Raw genomic sequence first — 16,795 nt, 5'->3', positions numbered from 1 at the left:
TTTAGACATCGACTCCAAAGGTACGAAATGAACCCTTATAAGCTCTACTTAGTAACGGATGACCAACAAGATTTAGAAACGCTTAAGTTCGTGGTTGAACAAGCGGTCGCGGGTGGCGTTACTATGGTTCAAGTAAGAGAAAAACATGGGGACGTAAGAGCCTTCATTGAACGAGCACAAGCGGTTAAGTCGATTCTGGCTGGCTCCGGTGTTCCGCTGATCATCAATGACCGAGTGGACGTTGCATTGGCTGTCGACGCCGATGGTTTGCACTTAGGGCAATCGGATATGCCTGCAGAGTTAGCCCGTCAGTTGATTGGCCCAGACAAGATTCTTGGTCTGTCGATCGAAACTGAGCAACAGCTTCAAGAAGCCGATAGTTTGCCGATCGATTACATTGGCCTCAGTGCGCTTTTTGACACACCGACCAAGACGAATCTAAAGAAACACTGGGGTTATGAAGGCATTCAAATGGCTTTGGAAACAACGAAGCTACCGATTGTCGGTATTGGTGGAATTAACGAATCGAACATCCCGCAGTTAGTTGAGAGCGGTATTCATGGGTTAGCACTGGTATCTGCGATATGTCACGCTGAAGATCCAAAACAAGCGACGCAGGATCTGCTATCTCTGATGGGAGATTGAAGGGGAGTAGAACTAGAAAACAAATGAGGTTGGTCATCTGTTTTCTAGTTAAAGCACAAGCAGGGAGTCGTGCTAGGTGTGCTTATCGATAGAGCATTTAAGGTGCTCTATCTAACACATCGTTTGGCTATTGAATGCAAAGAGCAACCGTGCCGATGACCATAAGAACGATCGCAGCGTACCAACCGTATTGTGCTGTTTTATCAGCAACAAACACCTTAATGTAGTTGATCTCTTCATGCGCCATTGCGATGAAGTCCGTGTAGTTAATCGATAACTCGCGGCTTGCTTCTTTCAAGTCTTGCTGAAGTTTGTTGAAAGCCTCATCGATGAAGCCTTTTGTTTCTGAAACAGACGGAGTAGCAACCAAAGTTAAGCTATTCCAAACTGCCATACGCGATTCATATTCGCTTTCACTGACACAATTAAGTACGCGTAAATCATACTCTCGTTTGTTACGCTCTTTGCCCATTTTCTCAGGGCAAATATTTCTTAAAACGTTCACGACAAATTTTCCAAAAGGTTCATTTAGATATAAAAAAGCACTCAAAGAGCGCTCATAAACTGGGTGCGAATTAATATTCAAAAAGTGATCTATTTGAAACCGGCATAAGCAACTGCAAGGCTGAGCGCTTATCTAGGAGATTTGAAGTTGGGTCAATGATGTTAAAGAGCGATTTGGGTCTGTCTACATTCGTTTGAAAAGACACACCCGGTTGGGATCGCAGTGTAGTTAGGTCACTTTTGGACATCAACTAGGGTGTTTTATCCACACGACAAAGATATTTATCGGCAAGATAAGCAGAAATGAGGTAGCGGTGGAGAAAGCACCACCGTCATTGACTTAGGATTCCGTTGCTGAAATAGGCTGAACTCAAGAATTGGGGGAGTTTAGTTGGCTTGCCATTGATTGTATTGCAGTGAGTGCCCCTTAAGCTTTTCAATAAGGCTAGTGAGCACTGGGCCATTGATGTGGCTGCGAGACACCAAACAACCCACTGGAGTAATCCAACCACCATGCTCGTGCGAAACAGGCAACGCCACAAGGTCGCCTTTTTGAATGCCTTCCATCACCATCATCTCGGGCACATTAGCCCAACCCACGTTCTGTTCAACGAGATCAACAATGGTCTTGTGGTTGTTGGCGTACCAAAGCATCGAGCTAATACCGTAGGTGAACCACAGTTCGCGTTGTTTTGAGCTGCGATGCACACATTGGCGATAGCGCTTTAGATCTGAGTCTTGTACTACCGACATTTGGCTGAGTTCGTGGGTGGCGGAGCTAACCGTAAGAAAGCGGGCTTGGCCCAGTAAGAAGAAGTCCATATCCACTTTAAGTTCACCATCCGCATAGATGATGCCAATCTGCGCTTTGCCACGTCTCACCAGGTCTTCCACATCGAAGGTTGAGGTCGTAATAATATCGAAGTGCGTGATTGGGAACTGATCGGCCAGTGAGCTGATTATCTTAATGAAATTCTTATCTATGATGCTTTCATCAACCGCAATGATCAGTTCGTGCTCATCTTCTTGTGTGAGCGATTCTACTTTTTGGTCGAAGTACTTTTGTTGGTCGAGAATCGACTTAGCGACAGGCAATAACGCTTTACCTGTGTTGGTCAAAACGGGGATGTTTTTCTCTCGGTTAAACAGCTCTTGGTCGATGGCTATTTCGAGATTCGCTATCGATTGGCTGACTCCAGACTGAGCGCGTTTCAGTTTGCGAGCGGCGGCAGAGAAAGAGCCACTTTCACACACGGTGACGAAGACTTTTAGTTGCTCAAAACTGTACATGTTACCTCTCGCTCAATACCAAATGGGATGATAATGCTCAGGCTATCACTAATCGTGATGGCTGTTAACTTTCTCTTATTATTTCCGATGACATAATCCGAGCTAATCCAACACGTAATAGATTATTTAGAGGAATGTATGAGTACGTTAGAAAGAGTGTTTCACTCTGTGTTATTTGAAGTATTGGCCGTAACACTATCAATTATAGGCTTAGCGATATTTACTGATCATGATGTGAATACCTTATCAGGAACCATGATAGTTGTTGCGACCATCGCGATGATTTGGAACTACTGTTTCAACCGCATTTTTGATCGCTACTTCACGGGTGAAAAATCAAAGCGTTCGCTCAAGTTACGTGTTTTTCATGTCGTGCTATTTGAGGCAGGCTTGCTGGTGGCGACGATCCCAGTTATGGCTTACTTACTTGATGTGGGGATTTGGCAGGCATTTTTAATGGATATCGGCGTGACCATTTTTATTACCATTTACGCGTTTGTGTTTAATCTGATTTATGATCATATACGAGCATTCTGGGTACGCAGAGCGGACTTAGCCGTTCAGTAATCTACCAAGTCAGTAAACACGAGTTTGGCTACTAACCGTTTGTTTATTCTTTATTTTGACGGAGACATCCGGTTAGTAGGTCTAGGTAACGCGGCGTTTGTTCTGCTATCTTAAAAAAGGTGATAATTTGAGTTCGTGAATGAATAGATAAGGGAAAGGATGCCAAATACTCCTCAGATAATGACAGTTGTCGATAAGAAAGAAGTCGAATTGTTCGCGGAACTGTTCAAACATATTGATGGTGATATCTACACCTTACTACGCAGTGCCCAAATCCCTAATGATATTCTCACCAGTAATGACCATTACGATTATCTCCCTGAGACAACAGTTAAAAACGTGGTCAAGATTATGGGAGAGTCGGCGTCGAGAGAAGAGTTTTCGCTTTTTATGTGGAGCTTTTGTAAGCAAACCTATGTGCCAAGGTTTGTAGTTAAGCTAAGCCAACAGGATTCATTGAAAAGCGCGCTAGACCAATTTGGTGAGCAGCTGAAGCTCGTATCCAATGGTGCGAATGTCTATACCAAGCAATCCGGAGGCAAGTGGTGGTTGGTTCGTGAGAAGCCGTTTACTAACGCACCTTGGTTTAAGTTCGCTGAACTGTTCTCTGTTATTTTCATCAACGAGCTACTTTCAGTATTAACGCAAGGTCGTTGGAAGCCGTCTGAGGTTGGCATTCAGAATGGCGATCTCGAATGCTTTCAATCTCTACCACAAATGGGCAGTGCTCAGTTTTATACGCATAGACCGGTCACTGCCTTTGAGATCCCTGAAGACATCATGCTTGCACCGATTGTTTTACCCAAAATTGCTCAAGTATCAGATCTCACTAAGCCTTTACCTAGCTCATTCTTGAGCGCTTTTAAGCTTGTTATTACACCTTATCTCACGATGGGGAAACTCCCAATTAGCTTAGCTTCTGAGATTCTGAATATTCATGTCAGAACGATCCAGCGTCGGTTGGAAAGTGAAGGGGTGGTCTACAAAACCTTGATTGAAGAGATGGTTCTTGAGCAGGTTTTAAAATTGCTTAAGCAGTCCGATTTATCGATCACACAAGTAGGCGCGAAGATGGGCTATTCCGATTCTTCCCACTTTACCCGAGCCTTTAAACGACAGATGAACATGACGCCAAGACAGTACCGAAAAGAGCACAGCTAAAACCAGTAAGTAAAAACAGGAGCCTGCACGCAGAATTATTTATTGTCACCAAATGGCCATTTATCAACCTTGAATACTGGCAATATCACTACTAAGTTATTGAATGTGGATGAGTTGTTTTTTTTAGCGAGTTTCGCGACCAATAAAAACATCTTTGAAACCTCATGACACTCATTAGTAGTTACGGAATCGTTATGGGAAGTGGACGCCACTAACAAACGGAATCAAGGTGTAAAAATGAAAAATGCAGGCTTAAAGCTCTCTGTTGTTGCTCTTTCGTGTTCATTTGCTCTTTCTGCAAATGCAGCATCAACGCTATTTACTAACGTCGATGTGTTCAATGGTACTGAAAACAAATTGTACGAAGACCATCATGTATTAGTCGAAGACAATCTTATCAAACAAATCTCTGCGAGCCCGATAGAGGCTAGTGACGCTGTAGTGATTGACGGCGAAGGCAAAACGTTAATGCCAGGTTTAATCGAAGGCCACGGACACTTATTGCTTAACGGCGGTAACCTAAGCGACCACGAAAACAACCGAACGATCGAAGAGTTAGCCGCGCGAGCGACAGTCAACGCGAACGCCGCGTTTCAATCGGGTTTCACCACGTGGCGTGATGCTGGTGGCTTGAATACTGGCTTACGTAAGACTATCGATTCAGGCATGTTGCCGGGCCCACGACTTTACACATCAGGCGCATTTATTGGCCCGACGGGTTCGCATGCCGATTTCAGTAACCTAACCACGGCTAACCAACACTTCTTTGGTTCATCGACCAGTATGGCGCGAAATAGCGTCAGCTTTAATGCCGACGGTATTACCGAAATCAAAGCGGCTGCTCGCCAAAACTTCAAGCAAGGCAATACGCAAATTAAGATCATGTCATCAGGTGGTGTGGCATCATCATTTGACCCTTGGCAGCTGAATGCGATGTCTGCGGAAGAAATTGAAGCCGCCGTTGAAATTGCTGATGCGTATGGCTCTTACGTGATGTCTCACGCTTACAGCAAAAAAGCGATCATGCGTAACTTGGATGCGGGTGTTAAAACGATCGAGCACGGTTTCATGTTCGATGGCGATATCGCCGACAAGATGGAAGATAAAGACGCCTACATCACAACTAACATGACCGCGTTTTCACCTTACCTGACACAGATCGAAGCGATTAACTCGAACCCAGCCTCTAAGCGTAAAGCGGAGTCGGCAACCAAAGCATTCAAAGACTACATCTCGAATGTAAACAAGTACCAACCGAAATGGGGTTTCCACACAGACTGTGTCGGTGACGTGGTTTCTTGTATCAAACAAACCGACCACACGATCTTCCTTGCAGGTAAAGAGTTAGGCAACTTCTTCACTTTGAAAGGGATGACATCGGTAAACGGTGAGATCGTTAAGTTATCTGGCGTGATGGACCCATACCCAGAGGGTAAGTTAGGCGTGATTGAAGCGGGCGCATACGCCGATATCATTATTGTTGAAGGCAACCCACTTGAAGACTTGTCAGTGATTGGGGCAAACGAAAAATGGTTTGATGCAGAGCCGCGCAGCCCTGAAATCGATACCATCAAAGTCATCATGAAAGACGGCAAAGTCTACAAAAACACGCTGTAACTCAGTTCGACAACTCAGTTAAAAATTAAGCTTTAATGGGTGACCTATTTGGGTAGGTCACCCCTCTCCAAGGTGTTCTATATGCAAAAAATGCTTTCTCTTATCCTGTCGGTGGCATCACTTACGGCCGTTGCTTTACCTACTTTTGCTGAAACAGCGATGAATCTTGAGTGGCAAGATCTGAACTCAGAGTCTCACGAAATGAAAGTAGAAATACCGGATCTAACCGATCAACAAATGCATCTATTACAAGGTGTGATAGCAATGAGTGCATCAGAGGAAGAGCAAGCTCAACAACAGGCTTTATTATTTAAACAAACGCTAAAAGAGCAAGGCGTGGACGCAGACGAAATGATCGCACTGCGTGATGAATACATGCAAACCATGAAAGCAAACGCCGAAGCTATTACGACAGAGTTTGATGGCAAGAAAGTACGAGTTCCCGGTTTCATCGTTCCACTGGAATTCTCAGAGGGAATGACAGCAACAGAGTTTCTGTTAGTGCCTGTGGCGGGTGCGTGCATCCACATGCCACCGCCTCCTGCAAACCAGATTGTGCGCGTGTCTTTTCCTGAAGGCTTTCAGGTACAGAACGTTCAGTATCCAGTGTGGGTAGAAGGTGACTTTAGCTCGAACAAAGTGACTGAAGAGGTCTTCCTAGTCGATGGCAAAAGTAACCTCACTATGGGTTATGAAATGAAAGCTTCGATGATCGAAGACTATTATGAAAAAGAAAATTAATGGTTGTCATCAAATGACAATTTTCAATGTGAGTAATAACTAAAATAAAACTAACTTAAAAAGCACTGGTGACATGATGAACTCAAGATTCTCTAAAGTAAGTATGGCAATTGTGATGGCAGCGAGCACAATGAGCGGCGTTGTTTACGGCGCTAACTTTGAAGGCCCAGATTCTGTTGAAAATACAATTGCAGAGCAGAAAGCACAAAAGAAATCTTGGAGGGAGTCATTAGCTGAAGATGGTTTTACATTTGGTGCAGATTACTTTGCTTTGGGGCTGACCTCTGGGGATGGGGTTGGCGGCGATAGCGTTGATGCATCGTCGGGTGTGGCACGATTATACGGTTCATGGCATCTATTAGGTAAGGGCACACAGAACTCAGGTAGCCTGGTTTGGAAGGTGGAACATAGGCATGCTTATGGTGATACTGCGCCAAAAGACTATTCATTCGGCCCTCTTGGCTATGTTGGTGCAATTGGCCCTGCATACAGTGACCAAGGGTTTCGTGTTACGGACTTAAACTGGAAGCAAAAAATCAATGATGGCAAAGGGACTATTGTTGTCGGTTGGCAGGATGTAACGAACTATGCGGATGTTTACGCTCTAGCAAGCCCGTGGTCTGGCTTTACTAACTTGGCATTCTCGACAGGCTCCGGTGCGATGGGCTTGCCGGATGACGGTGTATTGGCCCTTTCTGCCGGTCATATGCTAGGCGAAAACTTTTATGTGGTCGGTGGTATCGCTGATGCAAATGGTCAGTCAGATGATATTTTTGATGGCTTTGATAGCGCTTTTGGTAGTGATGCGTCTTACTTTACAACACTTGAATTAGGTTGGACGGCTTCACAAGAACTGATTTATACCGATAACTTCCATGTGACGTTCTGGGACTTTGGTGACGATACTCGCCACAGTAATAGCCTTGCTGCGGAAGGTGGCTCGGGCGTTAACTTCTCATGGAGCCAGTTCATGACTGATCAAGTGATGCCGTTTGTGCGAGGTGGTTTCTCTGAAGGGGATGTTGCCCTTTACGATAAGTCTATTTCTGTTGGTATGGGGTACTTTGGATTAGGAAAACCGACCAACAACCTTGGTGTAGCGCTAAACTGGGCGGAAGTGAATGGTGATTCTTTTGCAGCTGATGCGAAAGCTATAAGCGGTAGTACAGAGCAGTGGACAGCAGAGATCTACTACAACATGCAGTTTGGTGACCATTTCCAAGTAACGCCTGACATCCAGTACATAAAGGATCCTGCATTCTCCAATGAAAGCAGCGCTTGGGTATTCGGTGTTAGAGCGAGAGTCTTTATCTAACAGCTCTGCTTGTTAATCGCTGAAACGTAAAGAATAGATGTAAAAAGTGAGCCTTGATAGGCTCACTTTTTTGTCTTAGATGTGAAAGAAAAGCGGCTATGCTTTTTCGGCTTTGGGCGTGTCATCGAGTGCGAAGTAGATCTTTGAAACAATAATCTCTGCGACCAAGATCGTGAATACCACAGCGAAGAACGCTACGACACCATTCCAAGGGCCTGTGAAATCTACCTTGTCTCCAAACAAGATATTGATGGCTTCCAGCATCACAAACTTAGAGCCCACTAGAATCACGTAACTGGATAAACCGCGATAAATCTTAGGCGCAGTCCCCGGTTTAGATTTGAAGTAATCAGCCAGCTTATGTTCTAAACCGATAGACAATTTGAGCAATAGCTGGAGCAGAATCGCAGCTGCAAATGAGATGGTGAAAGACTCGATATTGACGAAGTCCCAGTATTCATCAAAAAAATTAAGAACGGTTAAATCGACGAGTACCGCAAGCGTGTATCCGACAAAGAGTCGTTGGGGCGTATTAAATCCATATACTTTTTCTATATTGCTCATCTACTTCTTCCTGAGTAAAGGGTTATAAAAAACTTAGGAGTTAATCCTATAATTTTCAACCGCTTATTGTTTTATATGCGAAACAGGTCTTAAAGTCAGTTTGGCGCATTATGGTAAGTAAGGGTTTTAAGAATGATCCAAGATAAGACTCCAATTTAGACAGAGGCGCATATGATTATTCATTTTAGAATCCAAGACGTAGAAGAACTTTGGGGAGCCATCGATTTAGCAACGCTCTTGCAGTTGGAACTGAGAGCAGTATCAACCACACCGTTAACTCTCTGATTGAATTAGTTAAGTTACCAATTACACTTAAAGCATAAGTTTGAATGGAGTCAACTTAATGCTTTCACCCCTATCGTACTATCCCCGTTATATTATTCTGCTCTTAATGGGTCTCAGTTCTTCCTCAGCCTATGCTTCCAATGAATTGATTCAGAATCGCTTAGAGAAGATATTTTCTGTATCAATTGCGCTGACTGACAGCGATGCCATTTCAATTGGCTTTGTGGATTTTGATCCTAATTCGTTTATCAACTTAAACGACAGTGGTTTTGGATCCGATAAAACCATCGATACTCGAAGCCAAGTGAGTGTGGGCTCCATCCCTTACTCTTCCGTGATTAAAACGGATGACCCTGACTTTGACCTTATTTGGTCTGTGCGAGGGTCTTATGCGCTTTCTGAACAGGATATTGAGATCTCATCAGATGTGACCTCTGATCGTCGTGTGAATCCGAATAAAGACTCAGTATTAGGCCTGTATGGCTTTTTGGGAGGGCAAAACCATTTAAACCAACATTGGTCTATCGCCTATGGCTTAGGCACTCACTTGCTCTATTACCGCAATAAATACGAATACAACAACAGCTACTCTCAAGCATTTCAATCTCAGCTAGACGGCTACGCGTTGAATACATCAGCATGGGCGCTTGTTGCAGAACCTTCAGTCAAACTTCAATACTTGCAACCAAAGGAGTGGGGCAGTTGGAATGTGTCTTCAAGAGTTCGTTACTTTTATGGAACAGGCTGGGGCGAAGCGAACGATGGCGATATCGGTAACCCAGAAGGGATGCGATTCATTAATGAACTAGAGTTTAGGCAAAATGTAGCGCTCGATGCTTGGTCGCTGAATAACCCTCAAATCCACTATAACTTAACAAGAATCGATGTCGCGGGTGATTTGACGGCTCCTTTAGATACGCACTATTACTATGAATTTGGGGCAGGATTAGTATTTGATGTGCCTTATGACTCTTACTTTTTTGACAACTTCGGGATTGGAATTAACTTCAATTATGGCAGCTCACTCAGTGGCGGTAGCTTGCTATTCTTACTCAATAATTAGCATAAGTTGTTGATCTTCAAAGTACTCATATAATTTGAATTTGTATGTGTCGCAAAATGGTAAATATCTTAGTGGAAACTTAGCCATCATAGTCATTCGCCCATCACTAGAGCAGACTATGAATAAGTTAAGTTTTGACCGAAAAATGCCGCTATACGTGGTGTCTACACTTGCCCTTAATATGGCAGTTAGCTTGTGGTTATTGAGTATGGCTTCTTCGGCAGTCATGGCTTTTTCTGTGTGCGCGTTGTTTTTTCTCAGCACCCTCATTACTGCACGCCTATATCGACATGAAATGGCTCAAAGCAAGAATAGCTTGTCGGAAGCGATCATTGATGGCGTCGCTGGTTTTATTGTCCTCGATAGTCAATTGAGGGTCATACAAGTGAATCAACAGTTCTCTCGGGTTTCAGGTTATGCCTTTAATCAAGTCGAGTCTCGCCCGATTTCTGATCTCTGTTTTATGAATAACAGCAGTTTAATATCTACCATTACTCGCTCACTCAAGGAAAACCAGAGATGGAAGGGTGAGTTGAGTGGAGTCAGTCGACTTGGTGAACATTTTACTGTGAATGTGGTTGTCGAAAAGTTAGTTGAAATACTGTCGCACAATAATAAATATGTGGTGACCTTTACGGATATTAGTCGACGCAAAGTATTAGAACGTCGATTAAGAATGTTGGTGGACACAGATTCTCTCACAGGGTGCTGGAACCGTCGCCGTTTTGATAAAGATCTTAACCATTATTCAAACTTAGCGGAGCGCTATGGTTATACACATTCCTGTTTGGCGTTGATCGATTTAGATCATTTCAAGGCCATCAATGATAATCATGGTCATGACCAAGGTGATTCAGCGTTGAAAGAGGTCGCAGAACTGTTGAGAAACAACAGCCGAGACACTGACATCGTCGCGCGAGTCGGCGGCGAGGAGTTCGCTATCTTGATGCCCGAAACTAATTTGGCAGAAGCGTTTGAGGCGATGTATCGATTGAAAGAAGTGATTTCCAAAGGAACAACACTGAACCTGACTGTGAGCAGTGGTGTGTCTGAAATACAGGCGCAAGCCGAAGCGACCTATCGCAGTGCGGATAAGGCGCTTTATCGTGCTAAAGGTAATGGGCGAAATCGAGTGTGTAGCTCTAGCTCGGGCTGTGCTACTCCAATTGCCCTTGGTTAGATGCAGGCCGCGCTTGGTTAATCAATCGAGCGATATCTAAGCCGAGATTGAGCGTTGGTAAATCTTCGGCGTAAGACCAGACACACGCTTAAACGCACGAGAAAAATGCGAGATGTTGGTGTAACCGAGTTGGCTAGAAATGTAGGTCAGCGTATGGCCTTCTTCCATCAGTTCGCAAGCCACAGAAAACATCAGGTTCTCTTTGATTTTTCGATAAGTGGTGTTTTCGTTCTTGAGTTTGCGTTGGAACGTTCGCACCGAAAAGTTGAGTAGCTCAGCGGCTTCTTCGAGAGAGAGATCTTGTTCTTTCATGTACGGCTTTAGAAGCTCGTAAACGCTATCGGTAAAGCTGGTATGCCACTCAATCAGTGTCGGTTTAGCACTGAGTTCTTTAGAGGTTAGGCGAATTGGGAGTTGTAATATTTCTTCAGGAATAAGTACAGCTGTCGACGATTGTTCAACAAACAGTTGACAGCTACTTGGCACCAGTGTTTTGACTACATCGATGTCATGTCCTTGCAGACGCACTTTATTAGGTAACCATGGCGATTGGGATAAAATGGTTATTAATTCAATGATATATGTAATCGCAAAAGCTTCCCCCCATTGAAACATAGGGGAATTGTCTTCGGGGGCGGTTCGACAAAACCAGCTCTGACCGTGTTCTTGAATAAACTCGACTTTGCTGCCTGGGGAGTCGTAGGCAAAGATTGAATTGATCTGTTTTAGTGCATCACCAATGGTTTCGAATTCGGTAAATTGATGCAAGACATTTGGGATGATTCGACGTCGAAATGCGAGTCCAAGAATATCGGTGAACCGAGATACGCCGAGTTGTGCCGATGTAAGATAAATCAAACGCTTAATGGATTCTGATGGCACAAAATCACTTTCTGATTCGATAAGGTCGGGTGGTAAACCGGAATCTTTCAGCAACAGATGTAAATCAAGACCATAGTCAGAAAAAACCTGAACCAGAATTTTAGCGTAGTTCGTTTGAATTACCGGGACTTGGTAGTGACTAGTGGTCATTGGAATACAATCCTGTATATATTGTTGCATTATTAGACGTGCATATCATTTGCAACGTTTTGTTTACTAAATCTAACCCTATTTACTTGAGTTTTCCATCGCTGGGTTTATTTTTAAAGTATTAATTTTGTTGATGTTAGTTATCTAGAAGGGAGTCCCATGTCAGAAACCAAAGGGAATAGGCAAGAAGCCAATGAAGAAGTTGGCCAGCAAGAAAATGGAAAAGACAAAGTAAGAAAGGTCACAAATTACCTATTGTTGTTTGTTGCATTCATGTTGATCTTCAGTGTCATTTCAGACCGCATCATCCCTATTACTGATAATGCTCGTGTAAAAGGTTATATCGTTCCGATTAAGCCTGAGGTGTCGGGTAAAGTACTCGATATTCTGGTTCAACCTAACCAACTAGTTAATCAAGGCGATAAGCTAGCGATTCTCGATGATTCTGACTACCTCATTGCAGTACAACAAGCTGAGCAAAACTTAGAGATCGCAGGTCAAAATGTTGGCGCTCAAACCGCGAGCATTGCTTCAGCACAAGCGAAACTCACCTCAGCCATTGTTGAAAGACAAAATACCAAACTGCAAGCTAAGCGTGTTTTAGAGATGGCCGATAAAGGTGTCGTTTCTAAATCAGATGCAGATAAAGCGCGAGCAGCATTAGCGACCTCTAGTGCGGCGGTTGTGAATGCAGAAGCTGACCTTGACCGTGCTAAGAAACAAATGGGTAAAGAAGGCGAAGAAAATAGCCAAGTGAAAGCGGCGTTACTGGCACTTGAACAAGCTCAATTGAATCTAGAGCGCACCGTGATTACTGCACCGACACAAGGTGGTGTCTCTAACTTTAGCCTGTCTGAAGGTTTCTATGCATCAGCAGGGCAAGCAATCATGACCTTTGTTTCAACCGAAGATATTTGGATTGAAGCTTATTATCGAGAGAACAGCCTAGGTAATGTAACGGTCGGTGATGAAGTTGAAGTGGCGTTAGATTTCGCACCGGGCAAAGTGGTAAAAGGGCGCGTAAGTAGTATCGATTGGGGTGTTGATTGGGGGCAAAATGACCATGCAGGTAAGCTTGCTCAAGCTAGCCAACAAACGGGTTGGTTGCGCCAAACACAGATGCTTCCCATAACCATTGAATTTGATAATGAAGAAGTGACAGGCATGCTCCGAGTGGGTGGCCAAGCGGATGTGATTGTTTATAGCGGCGATAACTTTGTATTCAACGCGATAGGCAAAGTATGGATTCGTTTGATTAGCGTATTGTCTTATGTCCGATAAGCCGATTCCTGACCAGCAAACACAGCAACGGATCCTGCGATTTACGGTCGGGGTCACGTTGGCTGTTTTCTTGGCGGCGTGGATAAACTGGCCGCTTGCGTTTGTGGCGCCAGTGTTCACAGCTAAGTTCTTAATTGATAAACCAAATCTCCATAAAGAAACGGTCTACGAATTGCTCTTGGCCGTTGTGGTGACAATGGGGTTAGGTTTATTACTGTCGCGAGGAATTACCCATTATCCAATCCCATTGCTGATTTTAGTGGGGTTAATGATGCTGTGGGGTTACTACTTGTTTGTCGACCCAAAATGGAACCTGTTTGCCACCATACTGTTGATTGCGGTTTTGATGTTGCCATTCATGGCGATTGATAACCCCGGCGTGTCAGTAATGCTGGCCTCTGGCTTAGCGACCTCTGGTGTGTTTTCAGTCATGCTTTTTGCGTTAGTGCATGTATTTTTCCCTGAGCCAAAATCGGCGTTCTCAGGCTTCGCTGCTGCGCCACTCGAAAAGAAACAGCGTTGGTATGCGGCCTTTAGGGCGATGATTATCTCCTATCCAGTGGTGTGCTTTTTCTTTATTTTTCAAATATCTGAAGCTTTACTGACAATGATGTTCATTGCGTTGTTATCGTTGATGATTACGTCAGAGAAGTCGATAAAGTTGAGCGCTTTTTTGGTGATAAGTAACGGTATCGGGGGATTGCTGGCGATTGCTGCTTTTTCAATTCTTTCTATAGTACCCAACATTGTCTTCTATTCTTTGTTTATAGGACTTATTGCCATTCTTATGGCTACCAAGATCTACACGGTTCCCGAAAAAGCACCTATTTTCGCCACTGCATTTAGTACGTTGCTCGTACTGGTTGGTAGCACGTTGATGAGCTCCGGTGACATCGATAGCAACACTCTTATACGCATATTCCAATTAGTGTTAATTGGCATATATATGATTTTGGCTTCTCTATTCCTAGAAACACGGAATTGGAAGTTTCTACAAAATCAGCCTTAATTTTGTCTAACAAGGACGTCTCATGAAGTTAACCGATGATTTTTCAAAACAGGCGATAGACGCTGCCATCAAGATCGCAGCGATTGCCATGCTCGTGTATTGGTGTTTTTCGATTTTGCGCCCATTCATTCTTTTGGTGATATGGGGTGCGATCATTGCGACTGCGTTGTATCCAGTGGCGGTCGCAATTTCAAATAAAACCGGGATGTCGAAAGGTAAAGCCAGTGCATTGCTGAGCTTTATTGGTGTGATTCTTCTATTTATTCCTTTGGCGGCGCTTTCTTCTGGTATCTACACCAGCGCGACTGACCTGATGACAGGGCTTCAAGATGGCACATTGTCATTGCCTAAACCGAAAGAGTCCTTACAAGATATTCCATTCATAGGTGAGAAGGTTTATTCAACCTTGGTTGCCGCCTCCAACAATATTGAAGGCACTTTCATAAAGTATGCGGATGAACTTAAACAGTTTGCGACGAAAGCGGCTTCTGTTCTTGGCTCGTTAGGTGGCGGCTTTATTCAGTTCATCATCTCTACCATCATTGCGGGTGCATTCATGAGTAATGCCGATAAATGCAAAACCGGCGTGACTCACTTAGTGGCGCGTTTAACGGGCGGTAAAGGTGAAGAGTTGGTAGAGCTCTCTAAATCGACCGTGCGAAGCGTTGTGCAAGGTGTGATTGGTGTGGCTGTGATTCAATCCATGATGTCGGCAATCGGTTTGGTGATTGCAGGCGTTCCAGCAGCTGCGTTTTGGGCGCTAGCTGTGCTGCTCATTGCGATAATCCAACTTCCACCGATTCTCGCTCTATTACCGGCGATCATCTACATGTTCAGCGTTGAATCGACACTGGCGGCGAGCTTGTTCTTAGTGTGGTGTATTTTGGTGAGCGGCAGTGACGCTATCTTAAAGCCAGTATTGCTGAGCCGTGGCTCTCACATTCCAATGTTGGTAATTCTATTGGGTGCACTGGGCGGAATGGCGATGTCAGGCATCGTCGGTCTGTTTGTCGGTGCTGTGATACTGAGTTTAAGCTATGAGCTGATGATGGCGTGGCTTGGACTTGAAGAGAAAAACCAACAAGAAACTGAGAAAAAACCTGCAGAGGTCGAGGGAAAATAGATGAAGCCAGTCTCTAAAGACGACAACTTCTACTTCTTATTCTATGCACTGTTGGTGTTGTTTCTTGGTTGCGCGGTGATGCAGCAGTTTTATCCGCAAGGCCAGAAAACAATCCTATTTCTTATCATTATTACGTTGGCGAGTTCAATTGCCGGTATTCATAAAGAGCGAGCCTTGTATCGCTCTTGGTATGGGCTGTTATTGATTACGGCGCTCGTGTCTGGCGTGTTTTCATTTTTGGAAGGCTATAACCTGTCGATAGTGACGCTATCGGCGTTGGCTGTGTTCTTGTTTTCACACATTTACTCGGCGTTGAAGCAGGTGATGAAAGCCAAAACGGTGACACCCAATCACATCATCGGCTCCATCTGTATTTACTTGTTGCTAGGGTTTGCTTGGTCGACCATCTACTTGTTAATTTTAGAGATCTTTCCTAATGCCTTTAAAGGGTTAGAAGAGCAAGTCTGGCTGACGAACTTGTTTAATGCGATGTACTTTAGCTTTATCACCTTGACTACGGTTGGTTACGGCGACATATCACCAGCTCTGCCTATTGCTCAATTCTTTGTGTTTATGGAATCCATTATCGGCAGCTTTTACTTAGCTATCATGGTGGCGAGTTTGGTGAGCATTCGACTTGCACAGTCTCAGTCCCAATAGAGCATTTACAAATAATAGAGCACATACAAACAAGCCCGGCAATCGCCGGGCTTGTTCTATTTTATGAGCTCAAAAGTCTCTTTAAGTTTGAACTCTGTGTGGGCGATGAACCTTAAGCTTCAGTGCCTTGAATCTTCTCTAATTCAGCGATAGTTGTTTGCGATACAAGCTGACCATCCATGTAATAGGTAACGTTTTGACCGTCTTTGATGCCCGTTAGAGTCGCTGTTTCACCAGATGTATAGACGATGTCCATTTGAATCGTGTTTTCGTCGATCTTAATCATCTCACCCGTTTCAATGGTGCGATTGTTAGAAATTGGGCCGACAGGGGCTTCTTTCAGGCTTGGGTCCAGCTCATCGTTCACTTTGAAGTGCGTGTCTGTTTTTGTATCAAATACGTGTGGTGAACCGCTGATAGGGTTTTTACCTGTCCAGAATTCAAGTGAGTTGAATACCACATAGTCTGCTGCGGTAGTAATACCGTATACAGGCGCTAATAAGAAGTTTACACCTGCACGGGCATAGCGGTTATCGACAACTTCAACGTTAAATTTCATCACTTTCCCTGTTACGGCGTTGCTGCCGATACAACCAGTTAGCGCAGAAGCCAAAACCGTTAGTCCTACAATTTTAAGTGCAATCTTTTTCATTTTAGTACCTGTATAAGTTAGAAGTCTGTTTCGTTGGAACAGGTGTAGTATGGTTTTTATTCGATGGTCAGTTTTACCATTTAGCGCCACTGACGATATAAAATGC

17 protein-coding genes are annotated in these 16,795 nt (G+C 44.1%); 12 read left to right on the top strand and 5 right to left on the bottom strand.

Annotated elements, in window-relative coordinates; translation table 11 throughout:
* Positions 1-27: 27 nt before the first annotated feature.
* The gene (thiE, locus tag AB6E52_RS09275) at positions 28-645 is read left to right on the top strand and encodes a thiamine phosphate synthase (RefSeq protein WP_102320335.1); all 618 of its coding nucleotides are present in this window, start codon (positions 28-30) and stop codon (positions 643-645) included.
* Positions 646-772: 127 nt separating this feature from the next.
* Here thiE and AB6E52_RS09270 read toward each other — a convergent pair whose 3' ends face one another.
* Positions 773-1,117: a thiamine-phosphate diphosphorylase gene (locus AB6E52_RS09270; protein WP_102320334.1), complete on the bottom strand. Its 345-nt coding sequence runs from the start codon at positions 1,115-1,117 to the stop codon at positions 773-775.
* Between the two features lie 419 nt (positions 1,118-1,536).
* Positions 1,537-2,439, bottom strand: coding sequence for a LysR family transcriptional regulator (locus AB6E52_RS09265; RefSeq protein ID WP_102320333.1), 903 nt, complete (start codon positions 2,437-2,439; stop codon positions 1,537-1,539).
* Positions 2,440-2,577: 138 nt separating this feature from the next.
* On the opposite strand from AB6E52_RS09265, the gene AB6E52_RS09260 reads away from it, so the two are divergent.
* The 5 genes from AB6E52_RS09260 (at position 2,578) to AB6E52_RS09240 (ending at position 7,840) form a co-directional block, all read left to right on the top strand.
* Positions 2,578-3,006: a PACE efflux transporter gene (locus tag AB6E52_RS09260; protein ID WP_065681706.1), complete on the top strand. Its 429-nt coding sequence runs from the start codon at positions 2,578-2,580 to the stop codon at positions 3,004-3,006.
* A 180-nt stretch (positions 3,007-3,186) separates the two neighbouring features.
* Positions 3,187-4,167 (top strand): helix-turn-helix transcriptional regulator, encoded by a 981-nt coding sequence (locus tag AB6E52_RS09255; RefSeq protein WP_102320332.1) that lies wholly within the window; start codon positions 3,187-3,189, stop codon positions 4,165-4,167.
* 237 nt (positions 4,168-4,404) lie between these two features.
* Positions 4,405-5,784, top strand: a complete 1,380-nt coding sequence (locus AB6E52_RS09250; protein ID WP_102320331.1) for an amidohydrolase family protein — start codon at positions 4,405-4,407, stop codon at positions 5,782-5,784.
* Positions 5,785-5,865: 81 nt separating this feature from the next.
* Positions 5,866-6,525 carry a DUF3299 domain-containing protein gene (locus AB6E52_RS09245; RefSeq protein ID WP_102320330.1) on the top strand — a complete coding sequence of 220 codons (660 nt, stop codon included), beginning with the start codon at positions 5,866-5,868 and terminating at the stop codon, positions 6,523-6,525.
* 115 nt (positions 6,526-6,640) lie between these two features.
* Positions 6,641-7,840 (top strand): carbohydrate porin, encoded by a 1,200-nt coding sequence (locus AB6E52_RS09240; RefSeq protein WP_102320363.1) that lies wholly within the window; start codon positions 6,641-6,643, stop codon positions 7,838-7,840.
* A gap of 96 nt (positions 7,841-7,936) precedes the next feature.
* On the opposite strand, the gene AB6E52_RS09235 is transcribed toward AB6E52_RS09240, so the two are convergent.
* A complete protein-coding gene (locus AB6E52_RS09235) occupies positions 7,937-8,404 on the bottom strand; it encodes a hypothetical protein (RefSeq protein ID WP_004731619.1) in 468 nt (155 codons plus the stop codon).
* Between the two features lie 343 nt (positions 8,405-8,747).
* On the opposite strand from AB6E52_RS09235, the gene AB6E52_RS09230 reads away from it, so the two are divergent.
* Both AB6E52_RS09230 and AB6E52_RS09225 read left to right on the top strand, forming a co-directional pair.
* A complete protein-coding gene (locus AB6E52_RS09230) occupies positions 8,748-9,752 on the top strand; it encodes a Solitary outer membrane autotransporter beta-barrel domain (protein WP_102320329.1) in 1,005 nt (334 codons plus the stop codon).
* 118 nt (positions 9,753-9,870) lie between these two features.
* Positions 9,871-10,932, top strand: coding sequence for a sensor domain-containing diguanylate cyclase (locus AB6E52_RS09225; protein ID WP_102320328.1), 1,062 nt, complete (start codon positions 9,871-9,873; stop codon positions 10,930-10,932).
* A 36-nt stretch (positions 10,933-10,968) separates the two neighbouring features.
* On the opposite strand, the gene AB6E52_RS09220 is transcribed toward AB6E52_RS09225, so the two are convergent.
* Positions 10,969-11,964: an AraC family transcriptional regulator gene (locus tag AB6E52_RS09220; protein ID WP_102320327.1), complete on the bottom strand. Its 996-nt coding sequence runs from the start codon at positions 11,962-11,964 to the stop codon at positions 10,969-10,971.
* A 159-nt stretch (positions 11,965-12,123) separates the two neighbouring features.
* Between AB6E52_RS09220 and AB6E52_RS09215 the strand changes: the two genes are divergently transcribed.
* The 4 genes from AB6E52_RS09215 to AB6E52_RS09200 are packed head-to-tail and all read left to right on the top strand — an operon-like array spanning position 12,124 to position 16,037.
* Positions 12,124-13,245, top strand: coding sequence for an HlyD family secretion protein (locus AB6E52_RS09215; RefSeq protein ID WP_102320326.1), 1,122 nt, complete (start codon positions 12,124-12,126; stop codon positions 13,243-13,245).
* Entirely contained in the window at positions 13,235-14,254 is a 1,020-nt protein-coding gene (locus tag AB6E52_RS09210; RefSeq protein ID WP_102320325.1) for a DUF2955 domain-containing protein, read from the top strand. The genes AB6E52_RS09215 and AB6E52_RS09210 overlap by 11 nt, the downstream gene beginning before the upstream one ends.
* Positions 14,255-14,276: 22 nt before the next feature.
* Entirely contained in the window at positions 14,277-15,377 is a 1,101-nt protein-coding gene (locus AB6E52_RS09205; RefSeq protein ID WP_017068458.1) for an AI-2E family transporter, read from the top strand.
* Positions 15,378-16,037: a potassium channel family protein gene (locus tag AB6E52_RS09200; protein WP_102320324.1), complete on the top strand. Its 660-nt coding sequence runs from the start codon at positions 15,378-15,380 to the stop codon at positions 16,035-16,037.
* 112 nt (positions 16,038-16,149) lie between these two features.
* On the opposite strand, the gene AB6E52_RS09195 is transcribed toward AB6E52_RS09200, so the two are convergent.
* A complete protein-coding gene (locus AB6E52_RS09195; protein WP_017061899.1) occupies positions 16,150-16,689 on the bottom strand; it encodes a DUF3332 domain-containing protein in 540 nt (179 codons plus the stop codon).
* Positions 16,690-16,795 lie beyond the last annotated feature (106 nt).

The sequence above is a fragment of the Vibrio sp. 10N.247.311.13 genome (genome assembly GCF_041467595.1).
Taxonomy (GTDB): domain Bacteria; phylum Pseudomonadota; class Gammaproteobacteria; order Enterobacterales; family Vibrionaceae; genus Vibrio; species Vibrio crassostreae_C.
The sequence above is the reverse complement of the archived record's forward strand: the minus strand, read 5'-3'. Positions and strand labels throughout refer to the sequence as shown.

Excerpts from the sequence above, each read along its gene's own strand:
- AB6E52_RS09225 (WP_102320328.1), top strand. The coding sequence starts at position 9,871 with ATGAATAAGTTAAGTTTTGACCGAAAAATGCCGCTATACGTGGTGTCT.
- AB6E52_RS09250 (WP_102320331.1), top strand. The coding sequence starts at position 4,405 with ATGAAAAATGCAGGCTTAAAGCTCTCTGTTGTTGCTCTTTCGTGTTCA.
- AB6E52_RS09220 (WP_102320327.1), bottom strand. The coding sequence starts at position 11,964 with ATGACCACTAGTCACTACCAAGTCCCGGTAATTCAAACGAACTACGCT.
- AB6E52_RS09195 (WP_017061899.1), bottom strand. The coding sequence starts at position 16,689 with ATGAAAAAGATTGCACTTAAAATTGTAGGACTAACGGTTTTGGCTTCT.
- AB6E52_RS09210 (WP_102320325.1), top strand. The coding sequence starts at position 13,235 with ATGTCCGATAAGCCGATTCCTGACCAGCAAACACAGCAACGGATCCTG.
- AB6E52_RS09205 (WP_017068458.1), top strand. The coding sequence starts at position 14,277 with ATGAAGTTAACCGATGATTTTTCAAAACAGGCGATAGACGCTGCCATC.
- AB6E52_RS09230 (WP_102320329.1), top strand. The coding sequence starts at position 8,748 with ATGCTTTCACCCCTATCGTACTATCCCCGTTATATTATTCTGCTCTTA.
- AB6E52_RS09270 (WP_102320334.1), bottom strand. The coding sequence starts at position 1,117 with ATGGGCAAAGAGCGTAACAAACGAGAGTATGATTTACGCGTACTTAAT.
- AB6E52_RS09240 (WP_102320363.1), top strand. The coding sequence starts at position 6,641 with ATGGCAGCGAGCACAATGAGCGGCGTTGTTTACGGCGCTAACTTTGAA.
- AB6E52_RS09215 (WP_102320326.1), top strand. The coding sequence starts at position 12,124 with ATGTCAGAAACCAAAGGGAATAGGCAAGAAGCCAATGAAGAAGTTGGC.
- AB6E52_RS09260 (WP_065681706.1), top strand. The coding sequence starts at position 2,578 with ATGAGTACGTTAGAAAGAGTGTTTCACTCTGTGTTATTTGAAGTATTG.
- AB6E52_RS09255 (WP_102320332.1), top strand. The coding sequence starts at position 3,187 with ATGACAGTTGTCGATAAGAAAGAAGTCGAATTGTTCGCGGAACTGTTC.
- AB6E52_RS09245 (WP_102320330.1), top strand. The coding sequence starts at position 5,866 with ATGCAAAAAATGCTTTCTCTTATCCTGTCGGTGGCATCACTTACGGCC.
- thiE (WP_102320335.1), top strand. The coding sequence starts at position 28 with ATGAACCCTTATAAGCTCTACTTAGTAACGGATGACCAACAAGATTTA.
- AB6E52_RS09200 (WP_102320324.1), top strand. The coding sequence starts at position 15,378 with ATGAAGCCAGTCTCTAAAGACGACAACTTCTACTTCTTATTCTATGCA.
- AB6E52_RS09235 (WP_004731619.1), bottom strand. The coding sequence starts at position 8,404 with ATGAGCAATATAGAAAAAGTATATGGATTTAATACGCCCCAACGACTC.
- AB6E52_RS09265 (WP_102320333.1), bottom strand. The coding sequence starts at position 2,439 with ATGTACAGTTTTGAGCAACTAAAAGTCTTCGTCACCGTGTGTGAAAGT.